Origin of the sequence: Streptomyces aureus (genome assembly GCF_000725495.1) — a bacterium.
Lineage (GTDB): Bacteria > Actinomycetota > Actinomycetes > Streptomycetales > Streptomycetaceae > Streptomyces > Streptomyces aureus_B.
Window position 1 is genome coordinate 160790 of sequence record NZ_JNZD01000013.1, and the last position, 14925, is coordinate 175714.

The 14925-nt window shown below is 73.5% G+C and carries 13 protein-coding genes; 7 read left to right on the forward strand and 6 right to left on the reverse strand.

Annotated elements, in window-relative coordinates:
* Window positions 1-179 precede the first annotated feature (179 nt).
* Window positions 180-986 (reverse strand): ABC transporter ATP-binding protein, encoded by an 807-nt coding sequence (locus IO36_RS19220; RefSeq protein WP_037621477.1) that lies wholly within the window; start codon window positions 984-986, stop codon window positions 180-182.
* A gap of 180 nt (window positions 987-1166) precedes the next feature.
* Between IO36_RS19220 and IO36_RS19225 the strand changes: the two genes are divergently transcribed.
* Window positions 1167-2384 carry a PucR family transcriptional regulator gene (locus IO36_RS19225; protein WP_037621479.1) on the forward strand — a complete coding sequence of 406 codons (1218 nt, stop codon included), beginning with the start codon at window positions 1167-1169 and terminating at the stop codon, window positions 2382-2384.
* A gap of 87 nt (window positions 2385-2471) precedes the next feature.
* Here IO36_RS19225 and IO36_RS19230 read toward each other — a convergent pair whose 3' ends face one another.
* Window positions 2472-3623, reverse strand: a complete 1152-nt coding sequence (locus IO36_RS19230; RefSeq protein ID WP_245173343.1) for a glycerate kinase — start codon at window positions 3621-3623, stop codon at window positions 2472-2474.
* A gap of 233 nt (window positions 3624-3856) precedes the next feature.
* Between IO36_RS19230 and IO36_RS19235 the strand changes: the two genes are divergently transcribed.
* Window positions 3857-4930, forward strand: a complete 1074-nt coding sequence (locus IO36_RS19235) for an ADP-ribosylglycohydrolase family protein (protein WP_037621483.1) — start codon at window positions 3857-3859, stop codon at window positions 4928-4930.
* Window positions 4931-5041: 111 nt separating this feature from the next.
* Complete coding sequence (locus IO36_RS19240; protein ID WP_037621484.1) at window positions 5042-5533, forward strand: NUDIX domain-containing protein; 492 nt, start codon at window positions 5042-5044, stop codon at window positions 5531-5533.
* Window positions 5534-5776: 243 nt separating this feature from the next.
* On the opposite strand, the gene IO36_RS19245 is transcribed toward IO36_RS19240, so the two are convergent.
* A complete protein-coding gene (locus tag IO36_RS19245) occupies window positions 5777-6067 on the reverse strand; it encodes an SHOCT domain-containing protein (RefSeq protein WP_037621486.1) in 291 nt (96 codons plus the stop codon).
* Window positions 6068-6319: 252 nt separating this feature from the next.
* Between IO36_RS19245 and IO36_RS19250 the strand changes: the two genes are divergently transcribed.
* Entirely contained in the window at window positions 6320-6751 is a 432-nt protein-coding gene (locus IO36_RS19250; protein WP_037621487.1) for a DUF7144 family membrane protein, read from the forward strand.
* A 250-nt stretch (window positions 6752-7001) separates the two neighbouring features.
* Here the strand turns inward: IO36_RS19250 and IO36_RS19255 are convergent, their stop codons facing one another.
* Both IO36_RS19255 and IO36_RS19260 read right to left on the reverse strand, forming a co-directional pair.
* Window positions 7002-7421: a DUF6325 family protein gene (locus tag IO36_RS19255; protein WP_037621950.1), complete on the reverse strand. Its 420-nt coding sequence runs from the start codon at window positions 7419-7421 to the stop codon at window positions 7002-7004.
* A gap of 162 nt (window positions 7422-7583) precedes the next feature.
* Window positions 7584-8228, reverse strand: a complete 645-nt coding sequence (locus tag IO36_RS19260; protein ID WP_037621488.1) for a GAP family protein — start codon at window positions 8226-8228, stop codon at window positions 7584-7586.
* 385 nt (window positions 8229-8613) lie between these two features.
* Here IO36_RS19260 and IO36_RS19265 point away from each other — a divergent pair, with 385 nt between their 5' ends.
* Together IO36_RS19265 and IO36_RS19270 are read left to right on the forward strand one after the other, a co-directional pair.
* Complete coding sequence (locus IO36_RS19265) at window positions 8614-10032, forward strand: DUF2252 domain-containing protein (protein ID WP_037621490.1); 1419 nt, start codon at window positions 8614-8616, stop codon at window positions 10030-10032.
* Between the two features lie 153 nt (window positions 10033-10185).
* Window positions 10186-12003, forward strand: coding sequence for a glycoside hydrolase family 15 protein (locus IO36_RS19270; RefSeq protein ID WP_037621491.1), 1818 nt, complete (start codon window positions 10186-10188; stop codon window positions 12001-12003).
* Here IO36_RS19270 and IO36_RS19275 read toward each other — a convergent pair.
* The gene (locus IO36_RS19275; RefSeq protein ID WP_037621493.1) at window positions 11954-13258 is read right to left on the reverse strand and encodes a chloride channel protein; all 1305 of its coding nucleotides are present in this window, start codon (window positions 13256-13258) and stop codon (window positions 11954-11956) included. The genes IO36_RS19270 and IO36_RS19275 overlap by 50 nt on opposite strands.
* A gap of 524 nt (window positions 13259-13782) precedes the next feature.
* Here IO36_RS19275 and IO36_RS19280 point away from each other — a divergent pair.
* The gene (locus tag IO36_RS19280) at window positions 13783-14925 is read left to right on the forward strand and encodes an MFS transporter (RefSeq protein WP_037621495.1); all 1143 of its coding nucleotides are present in this window, start codon (window positions 13783-13785) and stop codon (window positions 14923-14925) included.

Consider the following 14925-nt stretch of genomic DNA (forward strand, 5'->3'; position numbering starts at 1 on the left):
TGCGGCCTGAACGTCCGGGCGGGCCGCGGAGGTTCGGGTATCGGCAGGGCGGGCCGTCCTCGCCGCAGCAGGGTCGGCCGGGCGGGCCGTCCCCGTCGCGGGCTCGGCCGGGCGGGCCGCCGCGTCGGTCGGTGCGGGCGTGCGGGACGCCGTGTCGTCGCGTTCTTCCACGGGTGGGGTCACCCCTTCCATCGGGACAGGGACGGAAGTCCGTCGGAGGGGGCCGCGCCGTCGGCCGCCGCGTCCTCGTCGACCACGCCGAGGTAGCGACGGCGCACCTCGTCGGAGGCGGCGAGTTCGTCCGCGGGGCCGGACAGGGTGACCTCGCCGACCTCCAGGACGTACGCGCGGGACGCGAGCCGCAGGGCGAGGGCCGCGTTCTGTTCGACGAGCAGCACCGAGGTGCCCTGCTCGTTGATCTCCCGCACGGTGTCGGCGATCCGCGCGGCCATCAGCGGTGCGAGCCCGAGGGAGGGCTCGTCGAGCAGCAGCACCTCGGGGGCGCCCATGAGGGCCCGGCCGACCGCGAGCATCTGCTGCTCGCCGCCGGACAGCAGCCCGGCCCGCTGGCCCGCGCGGTCGGCGAGGACGGGGAACAGCTCGTGCACCCGCCGCAGGGCGCGCGCCCGGCCGGCGCGTCCGCCGGTGCCGCCGAGGGCACCGGCGCGCAGGTTGTCCGCGACCGTCATCCGGCCGAACACCCGCCGCCCTTCCGGGACCTGGCACACGCCGGCGGCCACCACCCGGTCCGGCGGCAACCGGTCCAGCGGGCGTCCGCCCAGGGTGACCGTGCCGCCGGTGACCGCTCCGCCGTGGAAGGAGAGGGTCCGGCACACCGCCCGCAGCAGCGTCGACTTGCCCGCGCCATTGCCTCCCAGAACCGTCACCACGGCGCCCTCGGGCACCTCCAACGACACGTGTCGCAGTGCGCGTACGGGGCCGTACCCGGCCGACAGATCCCGCACGAGCAGAGCGGAACCGCCCATGACATCTCCCTTGTCCTCGCTCGGTGTGGCGCTCACCTCAGCACCGGCGGACACCCCCGTCCACGGGCTGCGGCACAAACGCGGCGGGAGCCCACCCCCGGCGCCCGCCCGTTGTGCACGCGCACAACACCGCGTGTCAGGGGCCTGTGCGACCCCGGGTCCCGGTGGCATCCTCCGGCCATGGGAGGGCGCAGACCGCGGACCGGTCATGACTGGAAGCTGCTCGCGGAGTCGTGTGCGGCTCTGCTGGAACGGCTGCCCGAGCTCGTCGACGAGCACGTCGGGCAGCTCACCGAGTACTCCCCCGTCTACGGACAGGTGCTGCCGTACGACCAGCAGTGGCGGGAGGCAGAGACCGCGATGCGCATCGGGATCAAGGCGATCTCCGCGCCCCGGGACTCACCGCGCCGCGATCTGGCGCACGCCGAGGAGGCGGGCCGTCGTCGGGCCCACCAGGGGCTGCCGCTCGAACTCCTCGTGCACGCCTACCGTGCCGCGGGCTATCTGGTCTGGGACGCGCTGATGGAGAGCGCGGCGGGCCGGGAACCCGAGCGGCTCGCGGTGCTCATGCGCTGCGCCACGATGGTGTGGGCCGCGGTGGACGCGCAGGCGGCGACCGCCTCGGAGTCCTACCTCGCCACGGAGCGGGAGTTGCGGCGGCGCACCGACGAGCAGTTGCAGGCCCTGCTCGACGCGCTCCTCGAGGGCCAGGACGCTCCGGGGCTCGCGGCGCGGGCGGCGGCCGGACTCGATCTGCCCGAGCACGGGCCGTACGCCGTCGTCGTGCTGCGGACGGAGCGCCACGACGGACGGGACGTCTGCGTCCGGCCGGTACTGGGTGCCGGGCTGCGGTTCATCTGGCGGATGCGGGCCGACTGCGAGATCGCGGTGGTGGCGCTGGACGCCGGACAGGGCCTGGACGGGGTGGCCCAGCTGCTCGACGGACGGCGTTCGGGTCCGGGCGGCATCAGTCCCGTGGTCTCGGGGCTCGGCGAGCTGGGGCGGGCCCGGCGGTGGGCCGAACTGGCGCTGCGCACCTGTCCGCCGGACGCGACCGGGGTCGTACGCCTCGATCAGCGGATGCCGACGGCGCTCGTCGTGAGCCAGCCGGAGCTGGCGGGCCGGCTGGTGTCGGACGTGTTCGGCACGCTGCTGGAGCTCGAACCCGGTGACCGGGCCGTGCTGATCGAGACGCTGGACATGTGGCTGGCCTGCGAGGGCTCGGCGGGCCGGGCGGCGGGCCGGCTGTACTGCCACCGGAACACGGTGTTCAACCGCCTGCGCCGCCTGGAACAGCTCACCGCACGCTCCCTGGCCCGCCCCCGCGACCTCATAGAGATGACCCTGGCCCTCGACGCCTACCGCTTGACGGGCACCCCGCCGGGCCCTGGTCGCTGAGAACCCTGGCCCCCTGAGCCTTGGCCCTACGCAGGCCGGGGCCCGGGCCGGTGGGAACGGTCCCGGCCCCGGCCGGAGGCCCTTGCCTCAGGTCAGGAAGTCGTGGCCGATGTTCTCCGCCACTCGTTCCAGGATCGGGCCGGCCTCGGCGATGCACCTGGCGATGTCGGGCTCGGCCTCGGTGAGCGGGTATGCGCGTCGGATGCCCGCCCTGCCGAGCTCCTCGGGCGGGAGCGCGAGGCGGCCGCACACCGCGACGACCTCCTTGCCCCCGGCCCGGGCGGCCGCCGCGACCCCGGCGGGCGCCTTGCCGTGCAGGGTCTGCTCGTCGAGCGACCCCTCACCGGTGATCACCAGCGTGGCGCGCTCCAGCGCGGGCGCGAAGCCCAGCACGTCGAGCATCACCTCGATCCCGGGCCGGAAGCGCGCACCCAGGACCAGGGCCCCGTAGCCGACCCCTCCCGCGGCACCGGCGCCGGGCGCGGTGGCGTACCCGGCGGCCTTCGGCCCGATCTCCTTCTCCAGCACCCCGGCGAAGTGGGCGAGGGCGCCGTCCAGCAGGGCCACGTCGTCGGGGCCGGCGCCCTTCTGGGGGCCGTAGACGGCGGGCGCCCCCGTGGGGCCGGTCAGCGGGTTGTCCACGTCGCTGGCGAGCACGAGGTCCACGGCGGCGAGCCGGCCGTCGAGGCCGGACAGATCGGCGCTCGCCACGTCGGCCAGCCCGGCGCCTCCGGGCGCCACCGGCTCGCCCTCCGCGTCGAGGAACCGCGCGCCGAGCGCGGAGAGCATGCCCGCCCCGCCGTCGGTCGTCGCACTGCCGCCCACGCCGAAGACGATGGTGCGGGCACCGGCGTCCAGCGCGGCGCGCAGCAGTTCCCCGGTGCCGTACGTCGAGGACGACAGCGGCGCGAAGACGCCGCTGGGCAGCCGCTGGAGCCCGCTCGCCTCGGCCATCTCCACGACCGCGGTCGGCCCCCGCAGCGCGAACGAGGCGCTCACCTCGTGGCCCAGCGGTCCGGCGACGCGCACCTCGCGGCGCTCGAAGCCGGCCGCGACCGCCGCGTCGACGGTGCCGTCGCCGCCGTCGGCCACGGGCAGCGACTCGATCTCGGCGTGCGGTGCGGCACGGCGCAGTCCGGCCGTCACCCGCTCCGCGACCTGCACGGCCGTCAGCGATCCCTTGAACTTGTCCGCCGCGATGAGCACACGCGGGGTCCGGTCCACAGCAGCGTCCGCCACTTGCATTCCCCTTGCTTCCGGGCCTTGCACACGTCAAGGCAGTCGCGCCGCTGCGACCATAACCGGAGCGGACCCCCTTCGTCATGCCCCTGCCCAGCCCTCGGGACCGGCCCCGGATACGGGCCGACGCCGGTCCGCGGGTACCGGCGCCCGCCGCCTCCCCGGCTCCCGGAGCCCCCGATTCCGCCCCGCTCCGGCGAGCACCTGCGCCCGGAATTGGGTAGACCGGAGCCATGACCCCTGTGGGCACCGACATCGACGACCGCGTCCTCGGCGGCTGGCTGGGCCGGATCGCGGGCAACATGCTCGGCAAGCCGGTCGAGCAGGGCGACCACTGGACGCGGGACCGCATCGACCGCTATCTGCGGCAGGCGGCGGCACTGCCGCTGACCGACTACCTCCCCGCACCGGCCGACGACGGCGCCGGGGGCGAGTTCGAGCTGCGGCCCGAGTGGCGCAGCTGCGTGCGCGGCCGCATCCACGGCAGCTGCCGGGACGACGACGTGGACTACGCGATCCTCGGGCTCGACCTGCTGGAGACGCACGGCTTCTCGTTCAGCACCGAGCAGGTCGGTGATCTCTGGCTGGCGCGGCTGCCGTACCTCCAGACGTTCACGGCGGAGCGCGCCGCCTACCGCAATCTGGCCCGGGGTCTGAAGCCGCCGGTGACGGCGACGTACGAGAATCCGTACCAGGAGTGGATCGGCGCCCTGATCCGCGCCGACGTCTACGGCTGGACGTCCCCGGGGCTGCCGGGGCGCGCGGCCTCGCTGGCCCGTCGTGACGCCGTGCTGTCCCACACCGGCAACGGCGTCTACGGCGCGATGTGGGCGGCGGCGCTGGTCTCCGCGGCCTTCACCGCCCCGTCCGTACGGGACGCGCTGGAGACGGCGCTCGGCGTCATCCCCGCGAGCAGCCGTCTCTCGCGCACCGTCCGCCGGGTGATCGCACTCCAGGAGACCGGGATGACCTGGGAGGACACCCTCACCACCGTGTCCGAGGAGACCTCCGGGATGGGGTGGATCCACACGGTCCCGAACGCGGCGGTGCTGACGGCCGGACTGCTGTACGGCGACGGCGACTTCACCCGCACCATCACGCTGACGGTCCGCGGCGGTCTGGACACCGACTCCAACGGCGCGACCGCGGGCTCCGTCGCGGGCGTCCTGTGCGGGGCGGAGGCGATTCCCCCGCAGTGGAAGGACCCGCTGGAGGACACCGTCCGCAGCGCGGTGTTCGGCTTCGACGGGGTACGGATCACCGAACTCGCGTCCCGCACGGTCGCGCTCGCGGGCGCCGGGGCCTGACTCCGGGGGCTGGCCGGGCGGGCCCCCGGAGTCAGGCAGCCCGGAGCCCGGGCGGGCCGCCGGTGGCGCCGAGCAGGGAGAACGCGCGGGTCCTCTCGTAGGCTTTCCGATGTGACCACTTCGGACTTCGCCGCATATATCGCCGGTCTGCCCCGTGTCCTCGCCGGGGCCGCCACCCTCTTCCGGGACACCGACGGGCGGGTGCTGCTCGTCGAACCGAACTACCGCCCCGGCTGGACGCTTCCGGGCGGAACGGTGGAGTCGGACGACGGGGAGAGCCCGCGGCAGGGAGCGCGCCGCGAGACGGCCGAGGAGATCGGCCTCGACGTGGAGCTCGGCCGGCTGCTGGCCGTCGACTGGGTCCTCGGACCGGATCGACCGCCGCTGGTGGCCTACCTGTACGACGGCGGGGTCCTGGGCGAGGAGGAGCTGAAGGCGATCCGGCTCCAGGAGGAGGAACTGCTGTCCTGGCGCCTGGTGCCACGCGAGGAGGTCGCCGCCCATCTCCCGGGTGCCTCGGGCCGTCGGGTCCTCACGGCGCTCGACGTCCTGGCGGACGACTCGGGCCCGGCGGAGCTGGAGAACGGCCACCGGGTGGGCTGACCCGCGCCTTCCGCCCACACCAGGTGGGCCGACCTGGGCCTCCGCCCACACGGGGGGGGCTGACCTTTGCCTTCCACCCGCACCGGGCGGGCCGGCCTGCGCCTTCCACCCGCACCGGGCGGGCCGGCCTGGCCTCCGCCCACACCTCGGCGGCCGGGGGCGTGCCCCCGGCCGCCGGACCGGTGTTCGCGGTGTACGCCCCGCCGAGGTTCGTCAGGTGTCCTCGACGGGGATCCTGTGCGGTCAGCCGAGGATCCGGGCCTTCTGCGCCTCGAACTCGGCTTCGGTGAGCACGCCCTGGGCCTTGAGGTCCCCGAGCTGCTTCAACTGGTCGATCTTGCTGGTCATCTCGTCGGCCGGTGCGGCGGCCGGAGGAGGCGGCGGCGGGGGCTGCTGCTCCTGGTACTGGTACTGCTGCTGCGCTTCCTGCTGGGCCCATCGTCCCTGCTGACGACGCGACACCCGGTTCGATACGGCGGTGGCCGTACCGGCCACCACGGCGGTGCGGGCGACCCCACGGAGGAGACCTGGCACGGTGGTTTCCTTTCCGGCACGAGGCAATTCGGAACGCGCCCGAAAGGGATTCGATCCCCTGTGCGCGCCGAATTCCGCTCGGCGCACCGGGCAGCACCATTGGAACACCGAACCCCTTTTCCCGCACGTCGATCTCGCCGCCACCTGCGCAATTCCCGACGATCTGCCGGTCCGTCATTCCCGTGGCAAGCTGAAATGTGGCCACCGACCGTCGACCGGTCGGTGGCGAGGTCTACGCAGGAGGAGCTCGCAATGGCTACGACGGGTATGCACCACCGGCAGGAATCCGCCGGCGGTTCGGGGGCGTGGGTGTCCGGCTGGACCGCCTTCGCCGGAGTCATGATGATCTTCGGAGGCGCGATGGCGATATTCCAGGGCATCGCCGCCATCGCCAAGGACGACGTATTCGTCACCACCCGCAACTACGTCTACACGTTCAACCTCACGAGCTGGGGCTGGATCCACCTCACCCTCGGCGTCCTGATCGTCCTCGCCGGCATCGCCGTGTTCCGCGGCATGCTGTGGGCCCGGATCGTCGGCATCACCCTGGCCGGGCTGGCCATGGTCGCCAACTTCATGTGGCTGCCGTACTCCCCGGTGTGGGCCAGCGTCCTGATCGCCATCGACGCCTTCGTCATCTGGGCGCTGTGCGTCGGATCCGGCCGGGACGCCCGCACCGCGTAGCCCACCGCCCTCCCAGCGGTCTCCGCACCACGAACGGCCCCGCACTGCCAGTGCGGGGCCGTCGCACGTCCCCGCGAAAGCCGTTCCTCCCAGGGCGATCCCCCAGGGAGGGCGCCATCGGGTGGCCCGGGCAGCGCCGCACGGCACGATCACGGCCGTGCCCCCGACTCCCCGTCGGGCGGGGCGTCGGGGGCACGGCCGGCCGTCGCCGGAACGCCCCGGCGAGGGAGCGTCCGGCGCCCGGGCCGGCCTACCCCGCGTCCGTGTCCTCGAGCGCCGCCAGCACCGCCGGCACCGGAATGCGCCCGGAGGCGACCATCTGGGCACCGCCGCGTCGCAGCGCGGCGGCGAAGGGCGCCGCCCACACGTTCTCGTAGACGAGGATCCCGGCGGAGTTGCCGGGCTCCAGCGCCTTGCCGGCCTCCGCGATGTCGTCCTCGCCCAGCAGCCCCGAGGACGCCCCCTCGAACACGGCGAGGTCGAGGGCTCCGTCTCCGTCGAAGTCGGCGATCTCCATGCCGGCCACGGACCCGTCCTCGTCCTTTCTGACGAACAACAGGTCGAGAATCCGGATGAGGCCGCGGTCCACCAGATCGACGAGGATCGGAAGCCCCTCCCCCGTCATTCGGTTACCGGGAAACTCCACGACGATATAGTCGATCGGTCCCATCTCGACGATGTCATCTTCGCTCACGGCTTCACCCCTGCATGGTCATGGTTTTCCCCTGCCCCAGGTCCATGCCATTGCAGCACCGCTCGGAAGCCGCCGCATTTCGGTGCGAGGCCGCCTCCGACCCCCGGGAACACCCCCGTCCGGGGCCGTTCGGGTGGTTCACGCGGTCAGCTGGTAGATGCTCTTCCCGACCAGCCACAGCCCCAGGAAGAGGAACAGCGACACCAGCGCCTTGTCCTGGTGCCGCTCCATCCAGGCGCGCAGCTTCCCGAGCCGTACATGGGCCGTCCGCGGGGCGAAGGTCGCGTAGAGCTCCATCGTCAGCAGACTGGAACTGGCCAGCAGCACGTAGCCCATCAGGGCGGCGTACGAGGCCGCGTGCCCGAGGTCCGCGCTCACGACGGTGGAGGCGCCGGCCGCGATCATCCCCCAGGGCTGGAGCAGCAGCGCCAGCCCGGCCGCGGTCCAGGGCGAGATCCGCTCGATCTTGGACATGAAGCCGGAGGACTTCGCCTCCTTGCCGAGGTTGCGCCGTCTGCGTTCCGCGTAGAGGACGAGTCCGACGCCGATGGCGAGTTTGCCGGCCAGCGCGGCCGTGGACGGGGCGGACCTCGGGGGCGGGGGCTCGCCGCCGGTCATCAGCAGCACGCCGGCGATGATCGCGACGAAGCTGGCCAGCCAGGTCAGGATGAAGGCGAGGCCCTTCCAGATCCCCTTGTCCGTCGAGAGCACCAGCACGAATCCGGTGATCGGCAGCGGGTCCAGGGCGATCGCCAGAGCGATCAGCAGGAGGTCAAGGACCATCGTCGCCCCCGCGTGCCCTCGCGCCGCTCGACGCCGCGGTGTCGCGCATGACCTCATCGTCACCTCCGCCGACCACGTCCACAAATCCGGTCTCGCGCCCCGTGCGCCGGGGCCCGCCCGGTCCGACTCGCCGGACAAATGACCCGGGGCTACCTTGGTGATCGGGCCGGACCCCTCCCGCCACGACCGGTATGCCGCCGACCGCCCCCAACCGCGTGCACCGCCCGTACGTCACCTGCCGCCCCCGAGGCCGACGCACCGCACGCCGCCGGCCTCCGGCACGTCCCATGCGGGAGCCTCCCCCGAGCCTCGGCGCGGTGATTCCCTCGCCGACCGCCCTCGCCGGCGCCCCGCGCGCCGGCGACCACATCGCGGAGCGTCTGCCATGACCCCCAAGCACCCGGCCGGCGGCCGGCACCCGCACCACACCCCGGCGGAGCGCGCCGCGCTCGGCAAGGCCGCCCGCTCCGCCGTGCCGCGCTCCAGCCACGCAGAGTTCACCCCCGCGGCGAAGCGGCCCGACCCGGTGGACATCGTGGAGGGGCAGTCCGCGACCCGGGTGCCCGAGCTCGTACCGATCCGCTACGGCCGGATGACCGAGTCGCCGTTCCGCTTCTATCGCGGTGCCGCCGCCATCATGGCCTCGGACCTCGCCGGCACGCCCCGGTCCGGGATCAGGGCACAACTGTGCGGTGACGCGCACATGTTGAACTTCCGGCTGCTCGCCTCGCCGGAGCGCCGCATGATGTTCGACATCAACGACTTCGACGAGACGCTGCCCGGCCCCTGGGAGTGGGACGTCAAGCGGCTGTCCGCCAGCCTCGTCATCGCGGCCCGGGCGAACGGCTTCAGCGGCAAGGAGCGCACCGACATCGTCCGCACCACGGTGCGGTCGTACCGCGAGTGGATGAGACGCTTCGCCGGGATGGGCAACCTCCCCGTCTGGTACACGCATTTCGACGAGGACTGGGTACGGACCCATATCGCCGGGGAAGTGGGCTCGCGGGCACGCGACCGCTGGAAGAAGTCGACCGCCAAGGCGCGCAGCCGGGACAGCCTCCAGGCCTTCAACAAGCTCACGCACATGGTCGACGGCCAGGCCCTGATCGCCGCGGACCCCCCGCTCGTCGTTCCGCTGCAGGATCTGCTCCCCGACATGGAACGCGGCGCCCTGGAGAAGCAGCTCCGCAAGCTGATCGGGAGTTACGGCCGGAGCCTGGCCACGGACCGGCGGTTCCTGCTGGAGCAGTACCGGTTCGCCGACGTGGCCCGCAAGGTGGTCGGCGTCGGCAGCGTGGGCACCCGTTGCTGGATCATCCTCATGCTCGGCCGGGACGGCTCGGATCCGCTGCTCCTGCAGGCCAAGGAGGCGGACGAGTCGGTGCTGGCGCCGTACGTCGGCGCGAGCGAGTACCGGACCCAGGGCGAGCGTGTGGTCGCCGGGCAGCGGCTCATGCAGGCCACCAGCGACATCTTCCTGGGCTGGGAGCGGGCCGAGGGCATCGACGGCCGCCGACGGGACTTCTACGTACGGCAGTTGCGGGACTGGAAGGGCATCGCGGAGCCCGAGCTCATGGTGCCGGCGGACATGCGGGCCTTCGGCGAGCTGTGCGGGGCCACGCTGGCCCGCGCGCACGCCAGGTCGGGCGACCGCATCGCCATCGCCTCCTATCTGGGCGGGGGCGACGTCTTCGACCGGGCCCTGGTCCCGTTCGCGGAGGCCTACGCGGACCAGAACGAGAAGGACCACCAGGCACTCGTGAACGCCGTCCGCTCGGGACGCGTCAAGGCCGAGGCCGCCTGACCGGCAGCCGTACGCCAGAAACAGCCCGACCGAAGGCAGCACGACCGAGGACCGTCCGAACCGAAGACCCTCCGACCGAAGGCGGTCCGGCCTGAGGCAGCCCGACCGAAGCCGTTCGGCACACGGCACAAGCCGCCCGACATGGAGGCCCGCATGGACCGCTATCCGCCCATCGCCGACCACGGCCTGGTCGGGGACCTGCAGACCGCGGCCCTGGTGACGTCCCAGGGCGTGGTCGACTGGTTCGCCGCGCCCCGCTTCGACTCCCCCAGCGTGTTCGCCGCGCTGCTGGACCACGACCGCGGCGGCTATTTCCGGCTGGCGCCCGACCACCCCGAGGGGACCTGGCGACAGCTCTACTACCCGGACACGGCCGTGGTGGTGACCCGCTTCATGTCCCCGGACGGCGTGGGCGAGGTCATCGACCACATGCCGGTGCTCACGGGCTCGACGCCCAGCGACCGGCACAGCCTGGTGCGCGTCGTCCGCTCGGTGCGCGGCACCGTGCACTTCGGTCTGGAGTGCCGGCCCCGGTTCGACTACGCGCGGGCCGACCACGAGCTCGAACTGGTCACCGGCCAGGCCGTGTTCAGGTCCCCGGGAACCACCGCGTACCTTCAGGGCAACATCCCGCTGGAACGGGACGGCCAGGACGTCCGGGGCGGCATCACCCTGGAGAACGGCGAGCAGGCGGCCGTCGTGTTCACGGTGTGCGGGCCCGACGGCGAGGCGCCGCCGCCTCCCACCGTGGACAGCCTCACCGAGGAACTGTGGAACAACGTCGACTTCTGGCAGAAGTGGGTCCGCACCTCCAACTACCGGGGCCGCTGGACGGAGATGGTGCACCGCTCCGCGATCACCCTCAAGCTCCTGACCTACGCCCCGACCGGAGCGCCGGTCGCCGCCGCGACGATGGGGCTGCCCGAGCAGATCGGCGGCGAACGCAACTGGGACTACCGCTACACCTGGGTGCGGGACGGCTCGCTGTCGGTGCGGGCGCTGCTCGACCTCGGCTTCGTGGAGGAGGCGACCCACTTCACCCGCTGGCTGGGCGACCGGCTGCGCGAGCGCGAAGGGCCGGAGGGCGAACCCCTCCAGATCATGTACCGGGTGGACGGCACGCCCCTGGGGAGCGAGGAGATCCTGGAGCACTTCGAGGGCTACCGCGGCTCGTACCCGGTGCGCGCCGGCAACGCCGCCTCCGACCAGCTCCAGCTCGACATCTACGGCGAGGCCCTGTACGCGCTGGCGGAGGGCCGCGCGGTGAGCGAGCAGGGCGGCTACCACGGCTGGAAGGCGCTGGCCGGGATCCTGGACTGGCTCGCGGACTCCTGGGACCGCCCCGACGAGGGCATCTGGGAGACCCGGGGCGGCCGCAAGGACTTCACCTACAGCCGGATCATGTGCTGGGCCGCGTTCGACCGGGGCCTGAAGCTGGCCGCGGAGTACAGCAGACCGGCCGACACCGTCCGCTGGACGAAGGCCCGGGACGCCATCCTCGAACAGGTCATGGCGCGCGGCTGGAACGAGAAGCAGCAGGCGATCGTCCAGCACTACGACAGCGACGTGCTGGACGCCTCCCTGCTGCTGGCCCCGCGCGTCGGCTTCGTCTCCGCGCGCAGCCCCGGCTGGCTGAGCACCCTGGACGCCATGGAGCGCGTCCTCGTCTCCGACAGCCTGGTCTACCGCTACGACCCCGAGGCCTCCCCCGACGGACTGCGCGGCTCCGAGGGCACGTTCAGCCTCTGCACGTTCCTGTACGTCGACGCGCTCGCCCGGGCGGGACGGCTCCCCCAGGCCCGCTACACGTTCGAGAAGATGCAGACGTACGCCAACCATGTCGGGCTGTTCGCCGAGGAGATCGGCCCGAGCGGAGAGCAACTGGGCAACTTCCCGCAGGCGTTCACCCATCTCTCCCTCATCATGGCCGCGACGACGCTGGACGAGGCGCTCGACGGGCTGCGTCCCTGAACGGCGGGATGTCCGGGCCCTGGGGCAGCAGTTCCACGGTCACGAAGGAGACAACGGCGGCGAGCACGATCACCGGCACCGTTCCCGAGTTGCCCACCAGGAGCACGACCAGCACGACACAGCTGACCGGGAGCCTGAGCGCGGCGGCGGACGCGGCGGCCATGCCCGCCGCCATGGCCGGTACGACACCGAAGCCCGGGAGCGGTGCCAGCAGGGCGCCCATCGCGCCGCCGAGGAACAGCGAGGGGAACACCGGGCCGCCTCTGAGGCTGCCCAGGCACAGCGCGTACGCGATCGACTTGAACAGCACCACGGCCACCAGGCTGCCGACCGACCAGGCGTGCGGGTGGGCGGCGAGCTGGGAGAGGGTGGTCTGGCCGGACAGGGCCACCTCGGCCGGCGAACGGCCGGTCAGGACGGCGTAGAGCGCCGCGCAACCGCCCGCGCCGAGCGCGCACAGCACCGTGGCCCGCAGGGTGTGCGCGGACACGGCGCGGGCCGCGTGCCGGCCGCCCACGATCACATAGTGGACGCCGAAGCCGATCACGACCGCCATGAGCACCGACCAGACGACGTCCCCGGTGTCGAGGGTCGAGGGCGCGGGCAGTCCGATCCTGAGGCTGCCGGTCTGGAGTCCGGTCCAGTCGCCGAAGCCGGTGAACACGATGGCGCCGACCCCGCTGGCGAGCAGCGCGGGCAGCATGACCGCGAACAGCTGGGGCCCGCCCACACCGGCGACCTCCATCAGCAGCACGGCGGCGACCAAGGGGCTGCCGAAGATCGCCGAGATGGCCGCGGCGGCGCCGGCGGCACCGAGGAGCGCCGTGCCCTGCGGGGTCGCCGGGGCCCGTACGAGATCCCGGAAGAGCAGGGCGAGACCGCCGCCGAGCGCGATCAGAGGTGACTCGGGGCCGAGCACGGCGCCCAGGGGAAGGCTGGCCAGGGCGGCGAGCGCGACGCCGGGCAGCGCGGAGGTCGACACCCCGCCGGCGTGCAGGCCCGAGGCCGGGATGTGTCCGCCCCGGCCCGGAAGCCGCGCCACGATCAGGCCCACCAGCACGCCCGCCAGCAGCAGCGCGGGAAGCGGCCACCACCAGGGCGGGTCCGACCAGCCGAGATCGTGCGGCCACTGGTCCCACAGCAGATGTTCCAGCTCGTGCAGGAGCACCAGGAACCAGAACGCGACGAGGGAGACGGGGACACCCATCACGGCGGAGAACACCAGCGCCTTGCGGTACGCGGGCTGGAGCAGCATGGCCCTCAGCTGCTCGGCCTCCGTGGGCTGGCCGCCCGGAGCCGCCTGCGCGGCACCGGCTCCGTCGCTCGGAACGGCCCCGGACTCCTTGGACCCCTTGGGCTCCCCGGGCTCCTCGGACTTCGGCTCGGTGATGGCTCTTCTCCTACGTCCGCTCGGAGGAATGCTGCCGTGTGCTGCCGTGTGCTGCCGTGTGCTGCCGCGGAACCGTCCTGGACCGCCTGCCCCGGACTGCCCTGGTCTGCCGGCCCCTGTCCCTTGTCTTCCGTCGAACGGCCACGGAACTGCCACGGAACTCCCGTCGGGGCGCGAGCGTACCCACGGCACCGCGCCGCACCCGCGCGGCCCGCGCGCGGGGTCCCGAAAACCCTCCGGGTGGACGCGCCGTCCGCTCCCGCGCGGCCGGGGGCGGGTGTCCCGGCCGGAGGGTCCTCGCGCCCCGCCGCCGGACGTAGCCTCACTCCATGACCGGTGAACCCCTCACCCCTCGCGCGCCCGTACCCCGAGCGGCCCCGGCGCGCCGGATGTGGCCGTTGTACGCGGCCGGGTTCACCACCGCGTTCGGCGCCCACGGCATCGCCGCGAACCTCGGCGGCCAGGGTGACGCGGTCAGCTCGCTGATGGTGCTCGGCGGTCTGCTCGCCCTGTACGACGGTGCCGAGGTGCTGCTCAAGCCGTTCTTCGGCACGCTCGCGGACCGTGTCGGGGCGCGCCCGGTCCTGCTCGGCGGGCTCGTCGCGTTCGCCGCCGCCTCCGCGGTGTACGCGCTGGCGGACAGCCCCGGTCTGCTGTGGGCGGCACGGCTCGGCCAGGGCGCCGCCGCGTCCGCCTTCTCCCCCTCGGCCTCCGCGCTGGTCGCCCGCCTGAACCCGGCGGCGAAGCACGGCAGGGCCTTCGGCAGTTACGGCTTCTACAAGTCCGTCGGCTACACCCTCGGCCCGCTGCTCGGTGGCGTGCTCGTGTGGGCCGGCGGGCTCCGGCTGCTGTTCACGGTCCTCGCGGTGCTCGGCACGGCCGTCGCGGTGTGGGCGGCGCTCGCCGTACCCGCCGTGCCGCCGCTGCCGAAGGCCCGTCAAACGGTGCTGGACCTGGCCCGGCGGCTGGTCCGCCCGGACTTCCTCCGCCCGACGGCGGCGCTGGCCGCGGCGACCGCCGCCCTGTCCGTCGGCGTGGGCTTCCTGCCCGTCTCCGGCCGCGCGGCGGGCCTGGACCCGGTCGCGACCGGCGCCGCCGTGTCCGTCCTCGCCGCCTGCGCCGCCGTGGTGCAGCCCCGGGCCGGACGCGCCCTGGACGCCGGGCGCCTCACCGCACGCGGCGGCATCCTGGCCGGGCTGGCGCTCACCGCCGCCGGTCTGGGCTGCGCGATGCTGCCGGGGGTGCCGGGCGTGCTGTCCGGCGCGGCCCTCATCGGCACCGGGACCGGCCTCATCACCCCGCTCGGCTTCGCCGCCCTGGCCGCCTCGACGCCGGCCGAACGGCTCGGCCAGACCATGGGCACAGCCGAACTCGGACGCGAACTGGGCGACGCGGGCGGCCCGTTGCTCGTAGCCGCCGTCGCCACACCGACCACCCTCGACCACGGCTACGCAACCCTGGCCCTACTCCTGGCCATCCCCCCGACAACAGCCCTGCTCCGCCGGGCCGCAAAGGGCCGCGGCGCCAACTGA